Origin of the sequence: Pseudoalteromonas sp. Z9A4, assembly GCF_011378845.1 — a bacterium.
GTDB lineage: Bacteria > Pseudomonadota > Gammaproteobacteria > Enterobacterales > Alteromonadaceae > Pseudoalteromonas > Pseudoalteromonas arctica.
This window is the reverse complement of sequence record NZ_WTLA01000005.1, coordinates 123,231-139,844: the sequence shown is the minus strand read 5'-3', so window position 1 is coordinate 139,844 and position 16,614 is coordinate 123,231. Positions and strand designations below refer to the sequence as shown.

The 16,614-nt window shown below is 39.9% G+C and carries 16 protein-coding genes; 6 read left to right on the top strand and 10 right to left on the bottom strand.

Going from position 1 to position 16,614, the window contains the following annotated elements; genetic code table 11:
• Positions 1 to 7 precede the first annotated feature (7 nt).
• A complete protein-coding gene (seqA, locus tag GQR54_RS06175) occupies positions 8 to 604 on the bottom strand; it encodes a replication initiation negative regulator SeqA (RefSeq protein ID WP_024589204.1) in 597 nt (198 codons plus the stop codon).
• A 220-nt stretch (positions 605 to 824) separates the two neighbouring features.
• Between seqA and GQR54_RS06170 the strand changes: the two genes are divergently transcribed.
• From GQR54_RS06170 to fur, 5 genes are all read left to right on the top strand, one after another.
• Positions 825 to 1,592: an alpha/beta fold hydrolase gene (locus GQR54_RS06170; protein WP_007586854.1), complete on the top strand. Its 768-nt coding sequence runs from the start codon at positions 825 to 827 to the stop codon at positions 1,590 to 1,592.
• Between the two features lie 95 nt (positions 1,593 to 1,687).
• On the top strand, positions 1,688 to 1,909 hold the full coding sequence (locus GQR54_RS06165; RefSeq protein WP_002962930.1) for a DUF2788 domain-containing protein: 222 nt from the start codon (positions 1,688 to 1,690) through the stop codon (positions 1,907 to 1,909).
• 2 nt (positions 1,910 to 1,911) lie between these two features.
• Positions 1,912 to 2,190 (top strand): LexA regulated protein, encoded by a 279-nt coding sequence (ybfE, locus tag GQR54_RS06160; protein ID WP_002962928.1) that lies wholly within the window; start codon positions 1,912 to 1,914, stop codon positions 2,188 to 2,190.
• A gap of 14 nt (positions 2,191 to 2,204) precedes the next feature.
• Positions 2,205 to 2,732: a flavodoxin FldA gene (gene fldA / locus GQR54_RS06155; protein WP_007586856.1), complete on the top strand. Its 528-nt coding sequence runs from the start codon at positions 2,205 to 2,207 to the stop codon at positions 2,730 to 2,732.
• Between the two features lie 186 nt (positions 2,733 to 2,918).
• On the top strand, positions 2,919 to 3,362 hold the full coding sequence (gene fur / locus GQR54_RS06150) for a ferric iron uptake transcriptional regulator (RefSeq protein WP_007586857.1): 444 nt from the start codon (positions 2,919 to 2,921) through the stop codon (positions 3,360 to 3,362).
• A 109-nt stretch (positions 3,363 to 3,471) separates the two neighbouring features.
• On the opposite strand, the gene glnS is transcribed toward fur, so the two are convergent.
• Positions 3,472 to 5,130: a glutamine--tRNA ligase gene (glnS, locus tag GQR54_RS06145; RefSeq protein ID WP_010552676.1), complete on the bottom strand. Its 1,659-nt coding sequence runs from the start codon at positions 5,128 to 5,130 to the stop codon at positions 3,472 to 3,474.
• A 218-nt stretch (positions 5,131 to 5,348) separates the two neighbouring features.
• On the opposite strand from glnS, the gene GQR54_RS06140 reads away from it, so the two are divergent.
• The gene (locus tag GQR54_RS06140) at positions 5,349 to 6,419 is read left to right on the top strand and encodes a DUF3083 family protein (RefSeq protein ID WP_166376849.1); all 1,071 of its coding nucleotides are present in this window, start codon (positions 5,349 to 5,351) and stop codon (positions 6,417 to 6,419) included.
• Positions 6,420 to 6,478: 59 nt separating this feature from the next.
• Here GQR54_RS06140 and sucD read toward each other — a convergent pair whose 3' ends face one another.
• The 8 genes from sucD to sdhC all read right to left on the bottom strand — a co-directional run bounded on the left by sucD (position 6,479) and on the right by sdhC (position 16,339).
• Positions 6,479 to 7,351 carry a succinate--CoA ligase subunit alpha gene (sucD, locus tag GQR54_RS06135; protein ID WP_010552674.1) on the bottom strand — a complete coding sequence of 291 codons (873 nt, stop codon included), beginning with the start codon at positions 7,349 to 7,351 and terminating at the stop codon, positions 6,479 to 6,481.
• Positions 7,351 to 8,517 (bottom strand): ADP-forming succinate--CoA ligase subunit beta, encoded by a 1,167-nt coding sequence (gene sucC, locus GQR54_RS06130; RefSeq protein ID WP_007586870.1) that lies wholly within the window; start codon positions 8,515 to 8,517, stop codon positions 7,351 to 7,353. The genes sucD and sucC overlap by 1 nt, the downstream gene beginning before the upstream one ends.
• Positions 8,518 to 8,694: 177 nt before the next feature.
• Complete coding sequence (odhB, locus tag GQR54_RS06125) at positions 8,695 to 10,206, bottom strand: 2-oxoglutarate dehydrogenase complex dihydrolipoyllysine-residue succinyltransferase (RefSeq protein ID WP_166376848.1); 1,512 nt, start codon at positions 10,204 to 10,206, stop codon at positions 8,695 to 8,697.
• Positions 10,207 to 10,209: 3 nt separating this feature from the next.
• The gene (gene sucA, locus GQR54_RS06120; protein WP_010552673.1) at positions 10,210 to 13,029 is read right to left on the bottom strand and encodes a 2-oxoglutarate dehydrogenase E1 component; all 2,820 of its coding nucleotides are present in this window, start codon (positions 13,027 to 13,029) and stop codon (positions 10,210 to 10,212) included.
• 94 nt (positions 13,030 to 13,123) lie between these two features.
• Positions 13,124 to 13,840, bottom strand: a complete 717-nt coding sequence (locus GQR54_RS06115) for a succinate dehydrogenase iron-sulfur subunit (RefSeq protein WP_007375751.1) — start codon at positions 13,838 to 13,840, stop codon at positions 13,124 to 13,126.
• Between the two features lie 10 nt (positions 13,841 to 13,850).
• Positions 13,851 to 15,623, bottom strand: coding sequence for a succinate dehydrogenase flavoprotein subunit (gene sdhA, locus GQR54_RS06110; protein WP_166376847.1), 1,773 nt, complete (start codon positions 15,621 to 15,623; stop codon positions 13,851 to 13,853).
• Positions 15,624 to 15,971: a succinate dehydrogenase, hydrophobic membrane anchor protein gene (gene sdhD / locus GQR54_RS06105; protein WP_007586873.1), complete on the bottom strand. Its 348-nt coding sequence runs from the start codon at positions 15,969 to 15,971 to the stop codon at positions 15,624 to 15,626.
• On the bottom strand, positions 15,962 to 16,339 hold the full coding sequence (gene sdhC, locus GQR54_RS06100) for a succinate dehydrogenase, cytochrome b556 subunit (RefSeq protein WP_076914908.1): 378 nt from the start codon (positions 16,337 to 16,339) through the stop codon (positions 15,962 to 15,964). The genes sdhD and sdhC overlap by 10 nt, the downstream gene beginning before the upstream one ends.
• Positions 16,340 to 16,614 lie beyond the last annotated feature (275 nt).

The window sequence follows — 16,614 nt, the reverse complement described above, 5'->3', positions numbered from 1 at the left end:
TATTTCCTTACAGGTAATCGCGAATTTTTTCAGCTTGCTCTGCACTATATCCAAGGCAAAGAGCAACTTCATGAAGCATCATTTTTTTACGCGTTGTATTAGAATTAGTCATAACCCAATATTCACTATCGGTTATGTTTTTAGGATTCATACTACTACCGCTATTTACTAAAGCTTCTTTACTAGTAGCAAAGTAAACACGGTCACGCCCTTTTATGTCTAATACCGCAGAAAAATCAGTTTTATGTGTGCGGTAAAATGCACTTAAAATAAACAAAAAGCGTCCAACAACACCTTTTTGCATTGCCAGCTCTTCTTTATTTAATACATTAAAAACATTATCGCTTTTTTGCTTCACGGGTGCGTGAGCTACAGGCGTTTGTTTTTTTGAAGTCTCAGCAGCAGATGGCTCTGAGCTTTTTAATGTGGCGGTAGACGTAGTCGCAGTTTGATTATTTTGAGTTAGTTCTACGTTTGCGGTTTGAATTTTTTCGCCGCTCAGATTTAATAAACGACGTAAAATAGTGGATGCACTTTCACCAATACTTTGCGTATTGCTAGCAATATATTGATATAACTCGTCGTCTATGTCGATTTGTTTCATGTTCTTCCTGTCATTACGGGTCACATTTTTTTCTCCCGTGTGATTATACCCAAACCAATCAGAAATGCGAGTTACAACAAGCACTCCCGTAAACATATTAATATTTACCTCATTGTTGTTGATTTAACAAACAAAAGCCCAATTTAATAAATAGTCGCTGTATTTTTTGCTTTTTAGAGCAATGCTCGGCAAACTATGGCGAAATTTTCAGGAGGCGGGTATGCAGTTAAATTACAAGCAACAAGGGCAAGGTCCTAATGTTATTTTGATACATGGGCTTTTTGGATCATTAGAAAACCTAAATGTAATAGCAAAACCATTAAGTGAACACTTTACTGTTATTAACGTTGATTTACGTAACCACGGGCTTTCTCCTCATAGTGATGAAATGAACTACCCAGCAATGGCACAAGATATTGTTGAGTTATTAGCACATTTGAACATAGATAAAGCACATTTAGTTGGGCACTCTATGGGTGGTAAAGTGGCAATGGAATTAGCGCTTACACATCCTGAACTTGTAAATAAGCTTGTTGTACTTGATATAGCACCTGTTAGTTACCCTGCTCGGCACACAAAAATATTACAGGCATTAAAAGCGGTTTCAGCACAATCAATTGACGATAGAAAACAAGCTGATGCTCTAATGCAGCCTTACATAGAAGAGCTGGGAGTTCGACAGTTTCTACTTAAAAGCCTCGCTAAAAATGAGGAAGGTCATTTTGCATGGCGATTTAATTTAAATGTGCTTGACGAAAAATATTCTACAATTACATCCAATGTTAATGAAAACAATTCTTGTTTATGCGATACTCTTTTCATTAAAGGTAATGATTCTGACTATATTTTGCCCGAGCATCGTACTGCAATTAAAGCTCGCTTTAAAAATACCAAGGCTAAAATAATTCATGGCGCAGGCCATTGGCTTCATGCTCAAAAGCCACTTGCCGTAAATAAAGCGATAAACGACTTTTTAACTGCGGTTTAAAGCAATTTTAATCGCGTGTTTTTGATTTTGCGCACTAAATATATGAATAATTATATGCTATAGTACGCGCCGTTTAATTTAAAGGTTATACGTTGATGGTCAGTCAGTTAATTAACGAATTTGATACCCTAGGGTTGTATTTTGGCTTAGCCGGTATTTTCATATTCATCGGCATGGCAATTAAAGACGTACTAAAAAGTGGCAATGTGCCTAAGTTCGGACAATACATTGTCTGGGGTGTGCTCTTTTTAGGTTGTTCAGGCTTTATTGCTAAAGGTCTTATTCAAGTATTTTGGCAAGGCGCAGGTGTAGGTTAAGCATGGCGAAGTCAGAAACAGATAGAACTACACTCGATTTATTTGAATACGAAAAACGCCCAGGCAGACCTAAAACCAATCCCCTTTCACGGGATATGCAGTTAAAGGTAAATAAACGTAATCAAATAAAAAGAGATAAAGCACGTGGCTTAAAGCGTGTTGAATTTAAAGTTTCATCGCAGTTATATCAAGCATTGAGTGATATGGCAGATGCACAAAATATTAGCCGCAGTGCGCTGATTGAAACGATTTTACAAGAAAGATTGGCTATTGATACATAAAAGGTTTTAAATCCATGGCAAGTGTAGGCATTTTTTTCGGAAGTGACACAGGTAACACAGAACACGTAGCAAAAATGATCCAAAAAGAATTGGGTAAGAAGCTAGTGGCTGTTCATGATATTGCAAAAAGCTCTAAAGAAGAGATTGCTGAATTTGATTTAATCTTATTCGGTATCCCTACTTGGTACTACGGTGAAGCACAATGTGACTGGGATGACTTTTTTCCAGAACTTGAAGAAGTAGACTTTGAAGGTAAACTTGTTGCTATTTTTGGTTGTGGAGACCAAGAAGATTACGCTGAGTACTTTTTAGATGCGATGGGCATGATCAACGATATCGTTACTGAGCGTGGCGCTATTGTTGTTGGTCATTGGCCGAGCGAAAGCTATGACTTTGAAGCATCTAAAGGCATGGCTGATGATAAGCATTTTGTAGGTTTGGGTATCGACGAAGACCGTCAACCAGAGCTTACAGAACAACGTGTTAAAGCATGGTCTGCTCAAGTATATGAAGAGATGTGTTTAAGTGAATTAGCTGACTAATTTACTGCATATATCGCTAGCTGTTTAAATAATTATCAAACAGTTAGCGTTTTAAGCTTTAGTGGCAATATAAATCAATTGTTCTTTGCACTTAACGCTTAGGCACGTTATCCTGTTTGTTGCTAATGTGTCGTGTACATCTTTGCAAGATGTCTAGTATAACCAAATAAAATTGAGACAGATTTAATGACTGATCATAACTTGGAACTTAAAAAAGCCGGTTTAAAAGTAACTTTACCGCGTATTAAAATATTAGAGATTTTACAATCTCCAGATAACCAACACATCAGTGCTGAAGATGTTTACAAAATTCTTTTGGATCTAGGTGAAGAAATTGGTCTTGCAACTGTATACCGCGTACTTAACCAATTTGATGATGCGGGTATTGTAAGCCGTCATCACTTTGAAGGTGGCAAATCAGTATTTGAACTTTCAGGAAGCACACACCACGATCATTTAGTATGTTTGAAGTGTGGCAAAGTTGTAGAGTTTGAAGATGAGATGATTGAACGTCGTCAACTTGAAATTTCTGAAGAAAATGGTATTACACTTACAAACCATTCTTTATATTTATACGGTGAGTGTAATGATAAAGCAGCGTGTAAAGAATTTAGCGACGCTAACAGCTAATACCGCTTTTAAAAAGCAATAAAAAACCTGCTAAGTGCAGGTTTTTTTGTGTCTAAAATACGCTTGTAATGAATATCCCCAGTAAATACTGGAGATATTTAGATATTATTTATTGAGTTTTAGACCATGAATCGCGAAGACCCACTGTTTGATTAAATACAACATTCTCTGATTTAGAATCACGAGAGAAATAACCCGTACGCTCAAACTGAAAGCCCTGCTCTGCTTGTGAATTAGCAAGCGATGGCTCTAATTTAGCGTTTGATAAAACAACCAGTGACTCTGGATTTAATGTTGTTTCAAACTCATCAGCGGCTGCTGGGTTTGGAACACTAAACAAACGATCGTATAAACGAACTTCTGCCGTAATAGACTCTGGTGCTGAAACCCAGTGAATAACACCTTTTACTTTACGTCCATCACTTGGATTTTTACCAAGTGTTTCAGTATCGTAAGTACAGAAGATAGTTGTGATTTCACCATTTTCGTCTTTTTCAACACGCTGTGCTTTAATAACATAAGCACCACGTAAGCGTACTTCTTTATCAAGCACTAAACGTTTAAACTTGTTATTCGCTTCTTCTTTAAAGTCTTCTCGTTCTATATAGATTTCACGAGTAAACGGTACATCACGACGACCCATTTCTTCTTTATTTGGGTGGTTAGCCACAGATAAAACCTCAACCTTGTCTGCATCGTAGTTTTCAATAACAACTTTAACAGGATCGAGTACGGCCATTGCACGTGGTGCATTTTCGTTTAGATCTTCACGGATACATGCTTCAAGCATACCCATTTCAACCATATTCTCTTGTTTTGTTACACCAATACGCAAACAAAACTCACGGATTGAACCTGGTGTATAACCACGGCGACGCAGGCCTGCAATTGTAGGCATACGTGGGTCATCCCACCCTTCTACATGGTTATTTACCACTAAATCGCTTAGCTTACGCTTAGACATAATTGTGTATTCAAGATTTAAACGTGAAAACTCAATTTGCTGTGGGTGACACTCTAAACTAATGTTATCAAGTACCCAGTCGTACAAACGACGGTTATCTTGAAATTCGAGTGTACATAATGAATGTGTAATACCTTCGAGTGCATCAGAAATACAGTGCGTGAAGTCATACATTGGGTAAATGCACCACTTGTCTGCTGTTTGATGATGATGAGCAAAACGTACGCGATAAATAATTGGATCGCGAAGCACCATAAATGAGCTTGCCATATCAATTTTAGCACGCAGGACACATTCGCCTTCTTTGAATTCGCCAGCACGCATTTTTTCAAATAACGCTAGGTTTTCTTCAACGGATGTATCTCTGTACGGGCTATTTTTACCTGGCTCTTTCAATGTACCACGGTATTGGCGTGCTTCATCCGCTGTTAAAAAGCAAACGTACGCTAAGCCTTTATTTATAAGCTCAACAGCGTAACCATATAAAGTATCAAAATAGTTAGAAGAATACTTTATATCGCCATCCCAGTTAAAACCTAACCACTGTACGTCTTCTTTTATAGAATTAACGTAGTTAATGTCTTCTTTTTCTGGGTTTGTATCGTCAAAACGTAAGTTACATAAACCGTTATAATCTTTTGCGATGCCAAAATTTAAACAAATTGATTTGGCATGACCAATATGCAAAAAGCCATTTGGTTCAGGTGGAAAACGTGTATGCGTTGTTGCATGCTTTTTACTTGCTAAGTCTTCATCAATTCGGGTTCTAATAAAGTTACTTGGGCGATTCTCAATTTCCGCCATAGGAGTGTAGTCCTCTAAATATTACGTAATAACAAAACTAATGCATTATTACAAAAACATACACTAACATACAGCACTAGATTAAGGTTTATTTTTGATATTGCTTAACTTTAATTCAGCTGAACCATTGTTTATGAATAAAATTTGTTTTAACGCAATATTTAAGTCATCTAAACAGTTTATAGTAGGTAAATAACCTACATTATAAGGATTTAAAGATGGCGACACTTAATCAACATCGTGTATATATTCCAACTAATGCACGCGCTAACCACTACCTTTTAGCTGAAATAACCCCTAATCACGATTTTTATAAAAGCTTTAGTGATATAAATTGCTGCTATGAACGTATTGCACGCCAGCTGTTTGCTTCTTGTGATGAGTACGAGCTTTATAATGTGCACTTATTAGCGAATGATAAACTACCCGTTGTAAGATTTAATGATGAGTCTTATCAATTAGAAACAGATAAACAAATGCTCTTTTTTTATAATCCCCGTTATCACGAAGCGCATAAGATTTATTACACTGAAGGTACACCGAGTAAAAAAATACGCATTCTATTTTTAGCAACAGGCGATGATTTGCGAGCCAACTCTGCAGAATTTCATAATAAAGTTCAAAAAGTGTTAGACACTTTACAAGGACAACTCTTAATAAATCAGCCCCAGTTTAAACTACGCGACCATCAACACTTAACGTATGACCTATTTGCTAAAGAAAAAGGCAACAAGGAAAGCTATGGTTACAAATTAAGAAGTCTCTACCCTCGCTACCAATCAAGACAATGCAGCATACCCAATGATTATGCAGAGATGACTTACGCCACTTTTACTATACCGGTTTCGCGCGCAATTAAAACGCAGTTTCAAACACTAATGAACACAAACGACTATGCTAAATTTTATGACTACTTTGCATATGCATTTATACGTGCGTGTCAAAATAACAACTTAAACCATGGCGCTATGGTTGCTAACGGCGCAACGCCTATTATACGCAATAGTAAAATAGATAAGAGTGAAGGCAATGATGAACTTCAAAAGTTAAGTTTTGATATTGAATCTAATGAAAATCAAATTAAGCACTTTTCTGAAGCAAGTAAATTAGTAGAAACGCTGCATTTTGTAGTAGTAGCAACGCAGCAGGATAAACATGAAATGGGCTACGGTCGATTTATGAACCAAGTAGAAAAAACAATCTATACTCTGTGTAATGAGCTGGCTATAAATAAACAACGCCAAGACTTATCTGTACGTTTTTTCCAGCATATTAGTTACCCGTTCTAAATTTTCATCTAATAACAAAAAGGCCCGCATGTGCGGGCCTTTTCAAAGGAAACAAGCGATTACCAGCCTGTTTTCTCTTTAAGTGCTTTACCGATATCAGCAAGTGAACGTACAGTTTTTACGCCCGCAGCTTCTAATGCAGCAAATTTCTCATCAGCAGTACCTTTACCGCCGGCAATGATTGCGCCAGCGTGACCCATACGCTTACCTTCTGGTGCAGTAACACCAGCAATGTAAGATACTACAGGTTTAGTTACGTGAGCTTTGATGTACTCTGCAGCTTCTTCTTCTGCAGTACCACCAATTTCACCAATCATTACGATTGCTTCAGTTTGTGGATCTTTTTCGAACATTTCTAGAACGTCGATAAAGTTAGTACCTGGAATTGGATCACCACCAATACCAACACACGTAGACTGACCAAAACCAGCATCAGTAGTTTGCTTAACTGCTTCGTACGTTAAAGTACCAGAGCGAGAAACAATACCTACTTTACCAGGTTTGTGGATATGACCAGGCATGATACCAATCTTAGTCTGACCTGGAGTAATAACACCTGGGCAGTTAGGACCGATCATACGAGTACCTGTTTGATCTAGTTTAATTTTAACATCAACCATATCAAGTGTAGGGATACCTTCAGTAATACAAACTATTAGCTCGATGCCAGCATCGATAGCTTCTAAGATTGCATCTTTACAGAAAGGAGCTGGTACGTAGATAACTGAAGCAGTTGCGCCAGTTTCTTTTACAGCATCACGAACTGTGTTGAATACAGGAAGACCAAGGTGCGTTTGACCGCCTTTACCTGGGCTAACACCACCAACCATTTGTGTACCGTACTCAAGCGCTTGCTCTGAGTGGAAAGTACCTTGGCCACCAGTGAAACCTTGACAGATAACTTTTGTATCTTTATTGATTAATACAGACATTATTTGCCCTCCGCAGCAGCAACAACTTTTTCAGCAGCGTCTGTTAGTGATTCAGCAGCAATGATATCTAGACCAGAGTTCTTAAGAACTTCACGACCTAATTCAGCATTAGTACCTTCTAAACGTACAACTACTGGTACGGTTACGCCAACTTCTTTAACTGCGCCAATGATGCCTTCAGCAATCATGTCACAACGAACGATGCCGCCAAAGATGTTTACTAAAACAGCTTTAACATTGTCGTCAGAAAGAATGATTTTGAATGCTTCAGAAACACGTTCTTTAGTAGCACCGCCACCAACATCCAAGAAGTTAGCCGGCTTGCCGCCGTGTAGGTTTACGATGTCCATAGTACCCATTGCTAGGCCTGCACCGTTAACCATACAACCAACATTACCGTCTAGAGCAACGTAGTTAAGCTCGAAGCTTGCTGCGTGTGCTTCACGAGCATCTTCTTGAGATGGATCGTGGAATTCACGGATTTTAGGTTGACGGTAAAGTGCATTACCATCAATACCGATTTTGCCGTCAAGACAGTGAAGGTTGCCTTCGTCTGTAATTACTAACGGGTTGATTTCAAGTAGTGCGAAATCAAAATCAGTGAACATTTTACCAAGACCCATAAAGATCTTAACAAACTGTTTCATTTGTACTGGGTTAAGACCCAACTTGAAACCTAGTTCACGTGCTTGGTAAGCTTGAGGACCTACTAACGGGTCGATCTCTGCTTTGTGGATAAGCTCTGGTGTTTCTTCAGCAACAGTTTCAATTTCAACGCCGCCTTCAGTAGACGCCATGAAAACGACTTTACGAGATGCACGGTCAACTACTGCACCTAGGTACAATTCGTTAGCAATGTCAGTACAGCTTTCTACTAAAATTTTAGCTACTGGCTGGCCTTTCTCGTCTGTTTGGTAAGTAACTAGGTTTTTACCTAACCAGTTAGCTGCAAACGCTTTTACTTCTTCGATAGTTTTAACTAGCTTTACACCGCCAGCTTTACCACGTCCACCTGCGTGAACCTGAGTTTTAACAACCCACATATCGCCGCCAATTTTTTCAGCAGCTGCAGCAGCTTCTTCAGGTGTATCGCAAGCGTAACCTGTAGAAACGGGTAAACCATATTCGGCAAAAAGTTGTTTTGCCTGATACTCATGCAAATTCATGATGCTTTATCCAATTTTTTATACTAAAAGAGCTGAATATTTTTTCAAATAAACAACTATCCCAAATTGCGCACCTAGTATAGATCCCAAGGCTTAACATGAAAACCCCAGTACGACCAAAGGCGCAAAAAAAAAGCTGTGAATGTTCATTCACAGCTTACATTTCATACAACTAGATTAAACATCTAGCAATAAGCGAGTTGGATCTTCAAGTAACTCTTTAATAGTTACTAAGAAACCAACAGATTCTTTACCATCAATGATACGGTGGTCATAAGAAAGTGCTAAATACATCATAGGTAGTATTTCAACTTTACCATTTACAGCCATCGGACGGTCTTGAATTTTATGCATACCCAAGATTGAAGACTGTGGCAAGTTAATGATAGGTGTAGATAGCAATGAACCAAATACGCCACCATTAGTAATAGTGAAATTACCACCCGTCATATCAGCAAGCGTAAGCTTACCATCACGACCTTTAAGTGCTAACTCACGAATACCTTTTTCGATTTCAGCAACAGATAGTTTGTCACAATCTTTAAGTACTGGAGTAACTAAGCCACGTGGAGTAGATACTGCAATGCTGATATCGAAATAGTTATGGTAAACAATATCGTCACCATCAATTGAAGCATTTACATCTGGGAAACGCTTAAGAGCTTCAGTTACAGCTTTCACATAGAAAGACATGAAACCTAAACGAATGCCGTGACGCTTTTCAAACGTTTCTTGATACTGCTTACGAAGGCTCATGATTGGTCCCATGTTCACTTCGTTGAATGTAGTTAACATTGCAGTTGAGTTTTTAGCTTCAAGAAGACGTGTCGCAATCGTTTTACGTAAACGAGTCATAGGAACACGTTTTTGAGTACGATCGCCCATTGGTGCTGCAGGAGTAGAAGTTTCTGCTTTTTTAGCCGCTGGCGCTGGTGCTTTTAAGAAAGTATCAACGTCTTCTTTAGTCACACGACCATTTTTACCCGTGCCTTTGATTTTAGAAGCGTCTAGGCCTTTCTCAGCAATTAAACGACGAACTGATGGTGTTAACACATCTGAACTTTCGCTTGAATCTGCTGCTGGCGCTGCGTCTGCTTTTGCAGCTGGAGCCGCTGGTGCACCGCCTGCTTTAACCGAACCAATTACTTGCTCGCCTAGTACAGTATCGCCTTCGCCGTGAATGATATCACCCATGATGCCATCTTCTTGAGCTACAACTTCAAGAACAACTTTATCTGTTTCAATATCTACCAAGTTTTGGTCGCGTGTTACCGCGTCACCTGGTTGTACATGCCATGTAGCAATTGTTGCGTCTGCAACTGATTCTGGAAGTACAGGTACTTTAATATCCACTTCTTTACCTTCTGATGCTGATTGCGCCACTGGCGCGTCTTCTGATTTAGCTGGTGCTGATTCTTCTTTAGTTGAACCTTCACTTGCTGGCGCTGCATCAGCATCACCAAGTAAACCCATAACTTGGTCGCCAAGTACGGTTGCACCTTCTTCTTGTGATATTTCTGTTATTACACCGTCATGCTGTGCAACAACTTCTAAAACCACTTTATCTGTTTCAATGTCTACTAAGTTTTGATCGCGAGTTACTTTGTCGCCAACACTTACATGCCATGTAGCAACGGTAGCATCTGCAACCGACTCAGGAAGAACAGGAACTTTAATTTCTGTGCTCATTGCTTATCCTTTATTTTCTATAGTAAGCGCGTCGGCAACGAGCGCTTGTTGTTCTTTAGTATGTACTGACATGTAACCACACGCTGGTGATGCAGACGCTTTACGTCCTGCATATTTTAATTTAGCACCTTGTGGGATTGCATCAATAAAGTGATGTTGTGAACAGTACCATGCACCTTGGTTTTGTGGCTCTTCTTGACACCATACAAAATCAGTTACGTGTTGGTAGCGCTCTATAATTGTTTGCATTTCATCGTGTGGGAACGGGTATAACTGTTCAACACGTACAATTGCAATATTATCTTGCTCAAGCTTACGACGCTCTTGTAGTAACTCGTAGTAAACTTTACCGCTACAAAATACAACGCGCTCTACTTTCTCAGGATTAATATCATCAACTTCGTCGATCATATTATGGTAAACACCGTGTGAAAGCTCTTCAAGTGATGAAGTTGCAAGCGGGTGACGAAGTAGCGACTTAGGCGTCATAACAATCAGAGGACGACGAAGTGGTCGAACTGATTGACGACGAAGCATAGCGTAAACTTGCGCCGGCGTTGAAGGAACACACACTTGCATGTTGTGATCAGCACATAGTTGCAAGAAACGCTCTAAGCGCGCTGAACTATGCTCTGGGCCTTGACCTTCGTAGCCATGAGGTAACAAAATTGTAAGCCCACATAAACGGCCCCACTTTTGCTCACCAGAACTTAAGAACTGGTCAAATACAACTTGTGCACCATTGGCGAAGTCACCAAATTGCGCTTCCCATATTACGAGAGACTTAGGTTCAGCGGTAGCATACCCATATTCGAACGCAACGACAGCTTCCTCAGACAAAACAGAATCAAAGACTTCAAATGTGCCTTGATCTTCACTTAAATGCTCTAAAGGAGTGTAAGTTGTACCATCAGATTGACCATGAACAACAGCATGACGATGAAAGAATGTTCCTCGACCTGTGTCTTGTCCTGTTAAACGAATGTCAGTACCTTCAGACGCAATTGTTGCATAGGCAAGTGTCTCTGCCATACCCCAATCAAGTGGTTTTTCACCTGTGGCCATTAGCTTACGATCGTCATAAATCTTTTTAACGCGAGATTGAGCTTTATGTTGTTCTGGGTAAGAAGCTACTTTCTCACCAAGAGCTTTAAGCTTCTCTACAGATACGCTAGCATCGTAGTCAACATTCCATTCATGACCAATATATTTGGCCCACTCAGAAGAATGCGACGTCTCTGGCTGTATTTCTGAAACAACACAGCTGCCTTCATCTAGTGCATCACGGTACTCATCAGCTAAGGCTTTAACTTCTTGTTCAGAAAAAGAGCCTTCAGCAATAAGTTGGTCTGCATAGATTAAACGCGGCACTGGATGCTTTTTAATTTTTTGGTACATGACAGGCTGAGTTGCATTAGGCTCATCAGCTTCATTGTGACCATGGCGACGGTAACAAACTAAATCAATTACTACGTCACGCTTAAACTGATTTCTAAAATCAAGAGCAAGTTGAGTAACAAATGCAACGGCTTCAGGATCATCAGAATTAACATGGAATATTGGAGACTGAACCATTTTAGCAATGTCAGTACAGTATGGCGTTGAGCGAACGTCATCTTGCTTAGAGGTTGTAAAACCTACTTGGTTGTTGACAACAATACGAATACTACCACCACAACTAAACGCATTAGTTTGTGACATGTTAAACGTTTCTTGAACAACACCTTGTCCAGCAATAGCAGAATCACCATGGATGGTAATAGGTAGTGCTTTAATGCCTGATTTATCACCTAAACGGTCGAGACGACCACGTACAGAGCCCATTACAACAGGGTTTACGATTTCTAGGTGAGATGGGTTAAACGCAAGCGCCATGTGTACATTGCCACCTTTAGTAGCAAAGTCAGACGAATAACCCATGTGATATTTAACATCACCAGAACCTAACGTTTCTTTATGTATACCAGCAAATTCATCAAATAATTCTGATGGATTTTTACCAAGTACATTAACTAAAACGTTTAAACGACCACGGTGAGCCATACCAATAACAGCTTCTTGTTGGCCGCTTTCACCAGCGCGGTGAATAAGCTCTTTAAGCATTGGAACTAACGCATCGCCACCTTCAAGTGAAAAGCGCTTAGCACCAGGGAACTTAGACCCTAAATATTTTTCTAGACCATCTGCTGCAGTAAGCCCTTTAAGGATACGTAGCTTTTCATCTTTTGAGAATTTAGGCCTAGACTGGACAGATTCTAGACGTTGTTGTAACCAACGTTTTTCCTCTGTTGATGTGATGTGCATATACTCAGCGCCAATTGAACCACAATATGTAGTTTTTAGTGCTTGGTATAGTTCACCTAAAGGCATAGTATCGCGCCCTACGGCAAACGATCCTACGTTAAACTCGCGGTCAAAATCACTTGAAGATAGGTCGTGGTACTCTAGCTCTAAATCTCGTACACGCTCTCGTTGCCAAATACCTAATGGATCTAGGTTTGCATTTTGGTGCCCACGAAACCGGAAAGCATTAATAAGTTGTAGAACTTTAACCTGTTTAAGGTCACCGCCACTACCCTCTGCTACCACTACTTCTCTATGCTTGTTTTTTGCAAGCTGTGCAAACTGTGCTCGAACCTCTGAATGTTTTACTTCAACATCCACACCATCAACTTTAGGTAATTGTTCAAACACTTCTCGCCATTCGTCTGGCACAGAAGTCGCATCGTCTAAATACGCTTCATAAAGCTCTTCTACATAAGCAACGTTGCCGCCGTTTAAATGTGAAGATTCTAGCCATGCCTTCATCACACCTTCGTGCATTTATAAGCCCTTTTTTTTAGCGCAGAAATTAATAGTTATTATAACAAGACGGCTAATATAATTTAATATTAGCCATCTTACCTTTACTAAGCTATCAAACCGCTCGGTTTAGTAACATAGATTTGATTTGTCCAATTGCTTTGGTCGGATTAAGACCCTTAGGACAAACGCTAACACAGTTCATGATACTGTGACAACGGAACACACTGAACGCATCGTCTAAATCCGCTAAACGTTCTTCAGTTGCTGTATCTCGGCTATCAGCCAAGAAACGGTAAGCATGAAGAAGGCCTGCTGGACCAATGAACTTGTCTGGATTCCACCAGAACGAAGGACACGATGTTGAACAACATGCACACAAAATACACTCATAAAGCCCATCTAATTTATCACGTTCTTCAATAGTTTGAAGACGTTCGCCTGCTGCAGGCTGATCATTAATTAAATAAGGTTTAACTTTTTCGTACTGAGTGTAGAACTGACTCATGTCAATAACAAGGTCACGAACCACAGGTAAACCTGGTAATGGACGTACTACGATTTTACCTTTGCCATTTTTTTGTAGCGTAGATAAAGGAGTAATACATGCTAAACCATTTTTACCATTCATGTTAACACCATCAGATCCACACACACCTTCACGGCATGAACGACGGAAAGATAATGTAGGATCTTGTTCTTTTAGAAGAATAAGTGCATCCAACACCATCATGTCGTGACCTTCCTCTGTTTGCAAGGTGTATTCTTGCATACGAGGAGCGTTGTCAACATCTGGATTATAACGATAAACTGAAAATTGTACTTGTGCCATCGTCTATCTCCTAGTAAACACGTGCTTTAGGTGGGAAAGCTTCACGCGTTTTAGGCGCATAGTTTACATCACGCTTGCTCATTTCATCCGTTATAGGATTGAATACTGAGTGACATAACCAGTTTTCGTCATCACGATCTGGGTAGTCAAAGCGAGAATGTGCACCACGGCTTTCTGTACGGAAGTTTGCAGCTACTGCAGTCGAGTAAGCTGTTTCCATTAAGTTGTCTAGTTCAAGACATTCGATACGCTGCGTATTAAAGTCTGATGATTTATCATCAAGACGAGCATGTTGCAGACGTTCGCGAATTTCTTTAAGTTCTTGAAGACCTGCAGCCATTGAGTCACCTTCACGGAATACCGAGAAGTTAAGCTGCATACATTGTTGTAGGTCTTTTTTGATTTGAACTGGATCTTCACCTTGGCCAGCCGTTGAATTTTCCCAACGATTGTAACGTGCAAGAGACGCTTCTAAGTCTGATTCTGAAGCCGCTTTAGATATTTCAACGTCATTCAGGTACTTACCTAAGAAGTTACCCGCAGCACGACCAAACACAACTAAATCTAGTAATGAGTTACCACCTAAGCGGTTTGCACCGTGTACAGATACACAGGCAATCTCACCTACTGCAAATAAACCTTGAACTACTGTTTCGTTGCCTTGAGCATCGATTTGTAGCGCTTGTCCATTTACATTAGTAGGAACACCACCCATCATATAGTGACAAGTTGGAATTACTGGAATTGGCTCTTTTGCAGGATCAACGTGAGCAAATGTTTTAGCAAGGTCACACACGCCTGGAAGACGTAAGTTAAGCGTTTCTTCACCTAAGTGGTCAAGTTTTAACTTAAGATGTGGACCCCAAGGACCATCACAACCACGACCTTCACGGATTTCAGTCATCATTGAACGTGCAACAACGTCGCGAGACGCTAAGTCTTTTGCGTTTGGTGCGTAACGTTCCATGAAGCGTTCGCCATCTTTATTTAAAAGATAACCGCCTTCACCACGACAACCTTCAGTTACTAGCGTACCAGCACCTGCGATACCCGTTGGGTGGAACTGCCACATTTCCATGTCTTGCATAGAAATACCAGCACGTGTTGCCATACCGACACCGTCACCAGTGTTAATGTGAGCATTAGTGGTTGATGCGAATATACGACCTGCACCACCAGTAGCTAATACAACAGCTTTAGATTTGAAGAAGGTAACTTCGCCTGTCTCAATCTCAATTGCAGTACACCCTACTACATCACCATTATCGTTTTTAACTAAATCAAGTGCATACCATTCAGAGAATACATTTGTTTTGTTTTTAACGTTTTGTTGATATAGAAGGTGTAATAAAGCATGACCAGTACGGTCAGCAGCTGCTGCAGTACGTGCGGCTTGTTCACCACCAAAGTTTTTCGATTGACCACCGAAAGGACGTTGGTAAACACGGCCATTTTCAAAACGAGAAAATGGTAAACCCATGTTTTCTAATTCGGTAATAGCTTCAGGGCCAGTTTGACACATGTATTCAATAGCGTCTTGGTCACCGATAAAATCGGAACCTTTAACGGTATCGTACATATGCCATTCCCAGTTATCTTCGTGTGAATTACCAAGCGCAACCGTAATACCGCCTTGAGCAGATACAGTGTGTGAGCGCGTTGGAAATACTTTAGATATTAATGCACACGTTTTGCCAGATTCTGTAATTGCTAAAGCAGCGCGCATACCTGCACCACCTGCACCAATTACTACGGCGTCAAATTCACGAACAGAATATTTCACTTAAACACCCCATAATACGATTAGACCAATAGCTACGTAAGCAACGGCCATTAGGTTTAATACAAAACCTAAAACTGCACGAAGCTTTGCGCACTTAACATAGTCTGTAAGAACTTGCCAAAGGCCAATGCGGGTATGAACCATAATGCAAACAAGGGTAATTAACGTAAACCCTTTCATTGCTAGGTTAGAGAAGAGGCCTGTCCAGGCTTCGAAAGTGACTTCTGGCGTCGCTAAAAAATAGCCGATAATAAAAATCGCGTAAGCGCTGATTATTAATGCCGTGGTACGTAAAGATACGAAATCTTGTACACCATCACGTTTTAGAGTTGCTTGATTTAAAACCATATCCACACCCCTGCCAATACGGCAAACACAACACCAAGAGCCATTGAAACTTTAGCGCTGAGGTTACCTGATTCAAGTTCTTCCCAATGTCCCATATCCATAATCATATGACGGATACCACCAATAAGGTGATAACCTAATACAGAAACAGTGCCCCAAGCTATAAATTTGGCAATGAATCCGTTAAACAGACCCTTGACGAATTCAAAACTTTCAGCTGAAGAGAGAGACTCAGACCAAGCCCAAATGACAAACGTTAAAGCAAAAAATAATGCAACACCGGTGACGCGGTGAAAAATTGAAGCTTTAGCCGTTGCCGGCATAGATATAGTTGTTAGATCTAGATTTACAGGTCTTTGCTTTTTCACAGTTACTTGCCCATCTTTGCTCACAGTGGAGCTCATCTACTTGTTTTTCTAAAAACCCACCAAATATTACTGATGGAACTATCAAAATAAACGTACCAAAACAATTAAAGTTCACAAACCTGTAAATTTTAAGCTGTTAAGAATATGTTTACCCAAATACAATACGGTTTAAAACCACCGTTAGTATATATACCCACAGGGCTTTTTACAATTCTTGTTTATTTAGAGATGTTTGCGAATTAGCCAATAGTATTATATTTAATTAATACCGAATA

Bases quoted from the DNA above. Each gene is read 5' to 3' on its own strand.
- seqA (WP_024589204.1), bottom strand. From the start codon at position 604: ATGAAACAAATCGACATAGACGACGAGTTATATCAATATATTGCTAGC.
- GQR54_RS06170 (WP_007586854.1), top strand. From the start codon at position 825: ATGCAGTTAAATTACAAGCAACAAGGGCAAGGTCCTAATGTTATTTTG.
- GQR54_RS06165 (WP_002962930.1), top strand. From the start codon at position 1,688: ATGGTCAGTCAGTTAATTAACGAATTTGATACCCTAGGGTTGTATTTT.
- ybfE (WP_002962928.1), top strand. From the start codon at position 1,912: ATGGCGAAGTCAGAAACAGATAGAACTACACTCGATTTATTTGAATAC.
- fldA (WP_007586856.1), top strand. From the start codon at position 2,205: ATGGCAAGTGTAGGCATTTTTTTCGGAAGTGACACAGGTAACACAGAA.
- fur (WP_007586857.1), top strand. From the start codon at position 2,919: ATGACTGATCATAACTTGGAACTTAAAAAAGCCGGTTTAAAAGTAACT.
- glnS (WP_010552676.1), bottom strand. From the start codon at position 5,130: ATGGCGGAAATTGAGAATCGCCCAAGTAACTTTATTAGAACCCGAATT.
- GQR54_RS06140 (WP_166376849.1), top strand. From the start codon at position 5,349: ATGGCGACACTTAATCAACATCGTGTATATATTCCAACTAATGCACGC.
- sucD (WP_010552674.1), bottom strand. From the start codon at position 7,351: ATGTCTGTATTAATCAATAAAGATACAAAAGTTATCTGTCAAGGTTTC.
- sucC (WP_007586870.1), bottom strand. From the start codon at position 8,517: ATGAATTTGCATGAGTATCAGGCAAAACAACTTTTTGCCGAATATGGT.
- odhB (WP_166376848.1), bottom strand. From the start codon at position 10,206: ATGAGCACAGAAATTAAAGTTCCTGTTCTTCCTGAGTCGGTTGCAGAT.
- sucA (WP_010552673.1), bottom strand. From the start codon at position 13,029: ATGCACGAAGGTGTGATGAAGGCATGGCTAGAATCTTCACATTTAAAC.
- GQR54_RS06115 (WP_007375751.1), bottom strand. From the start codon at position 13,840: ATGGCACAAGTACAATTTTCAGTTTATCGTTATAATCCAGATGTTGAC.
- sdhD (WP_007586873.1), bottom strand. From the start codon at position 15,971: ATGGTTTTAAATCAAGCAACTCTAAAACGTGATGGTGTACAAGATTTC.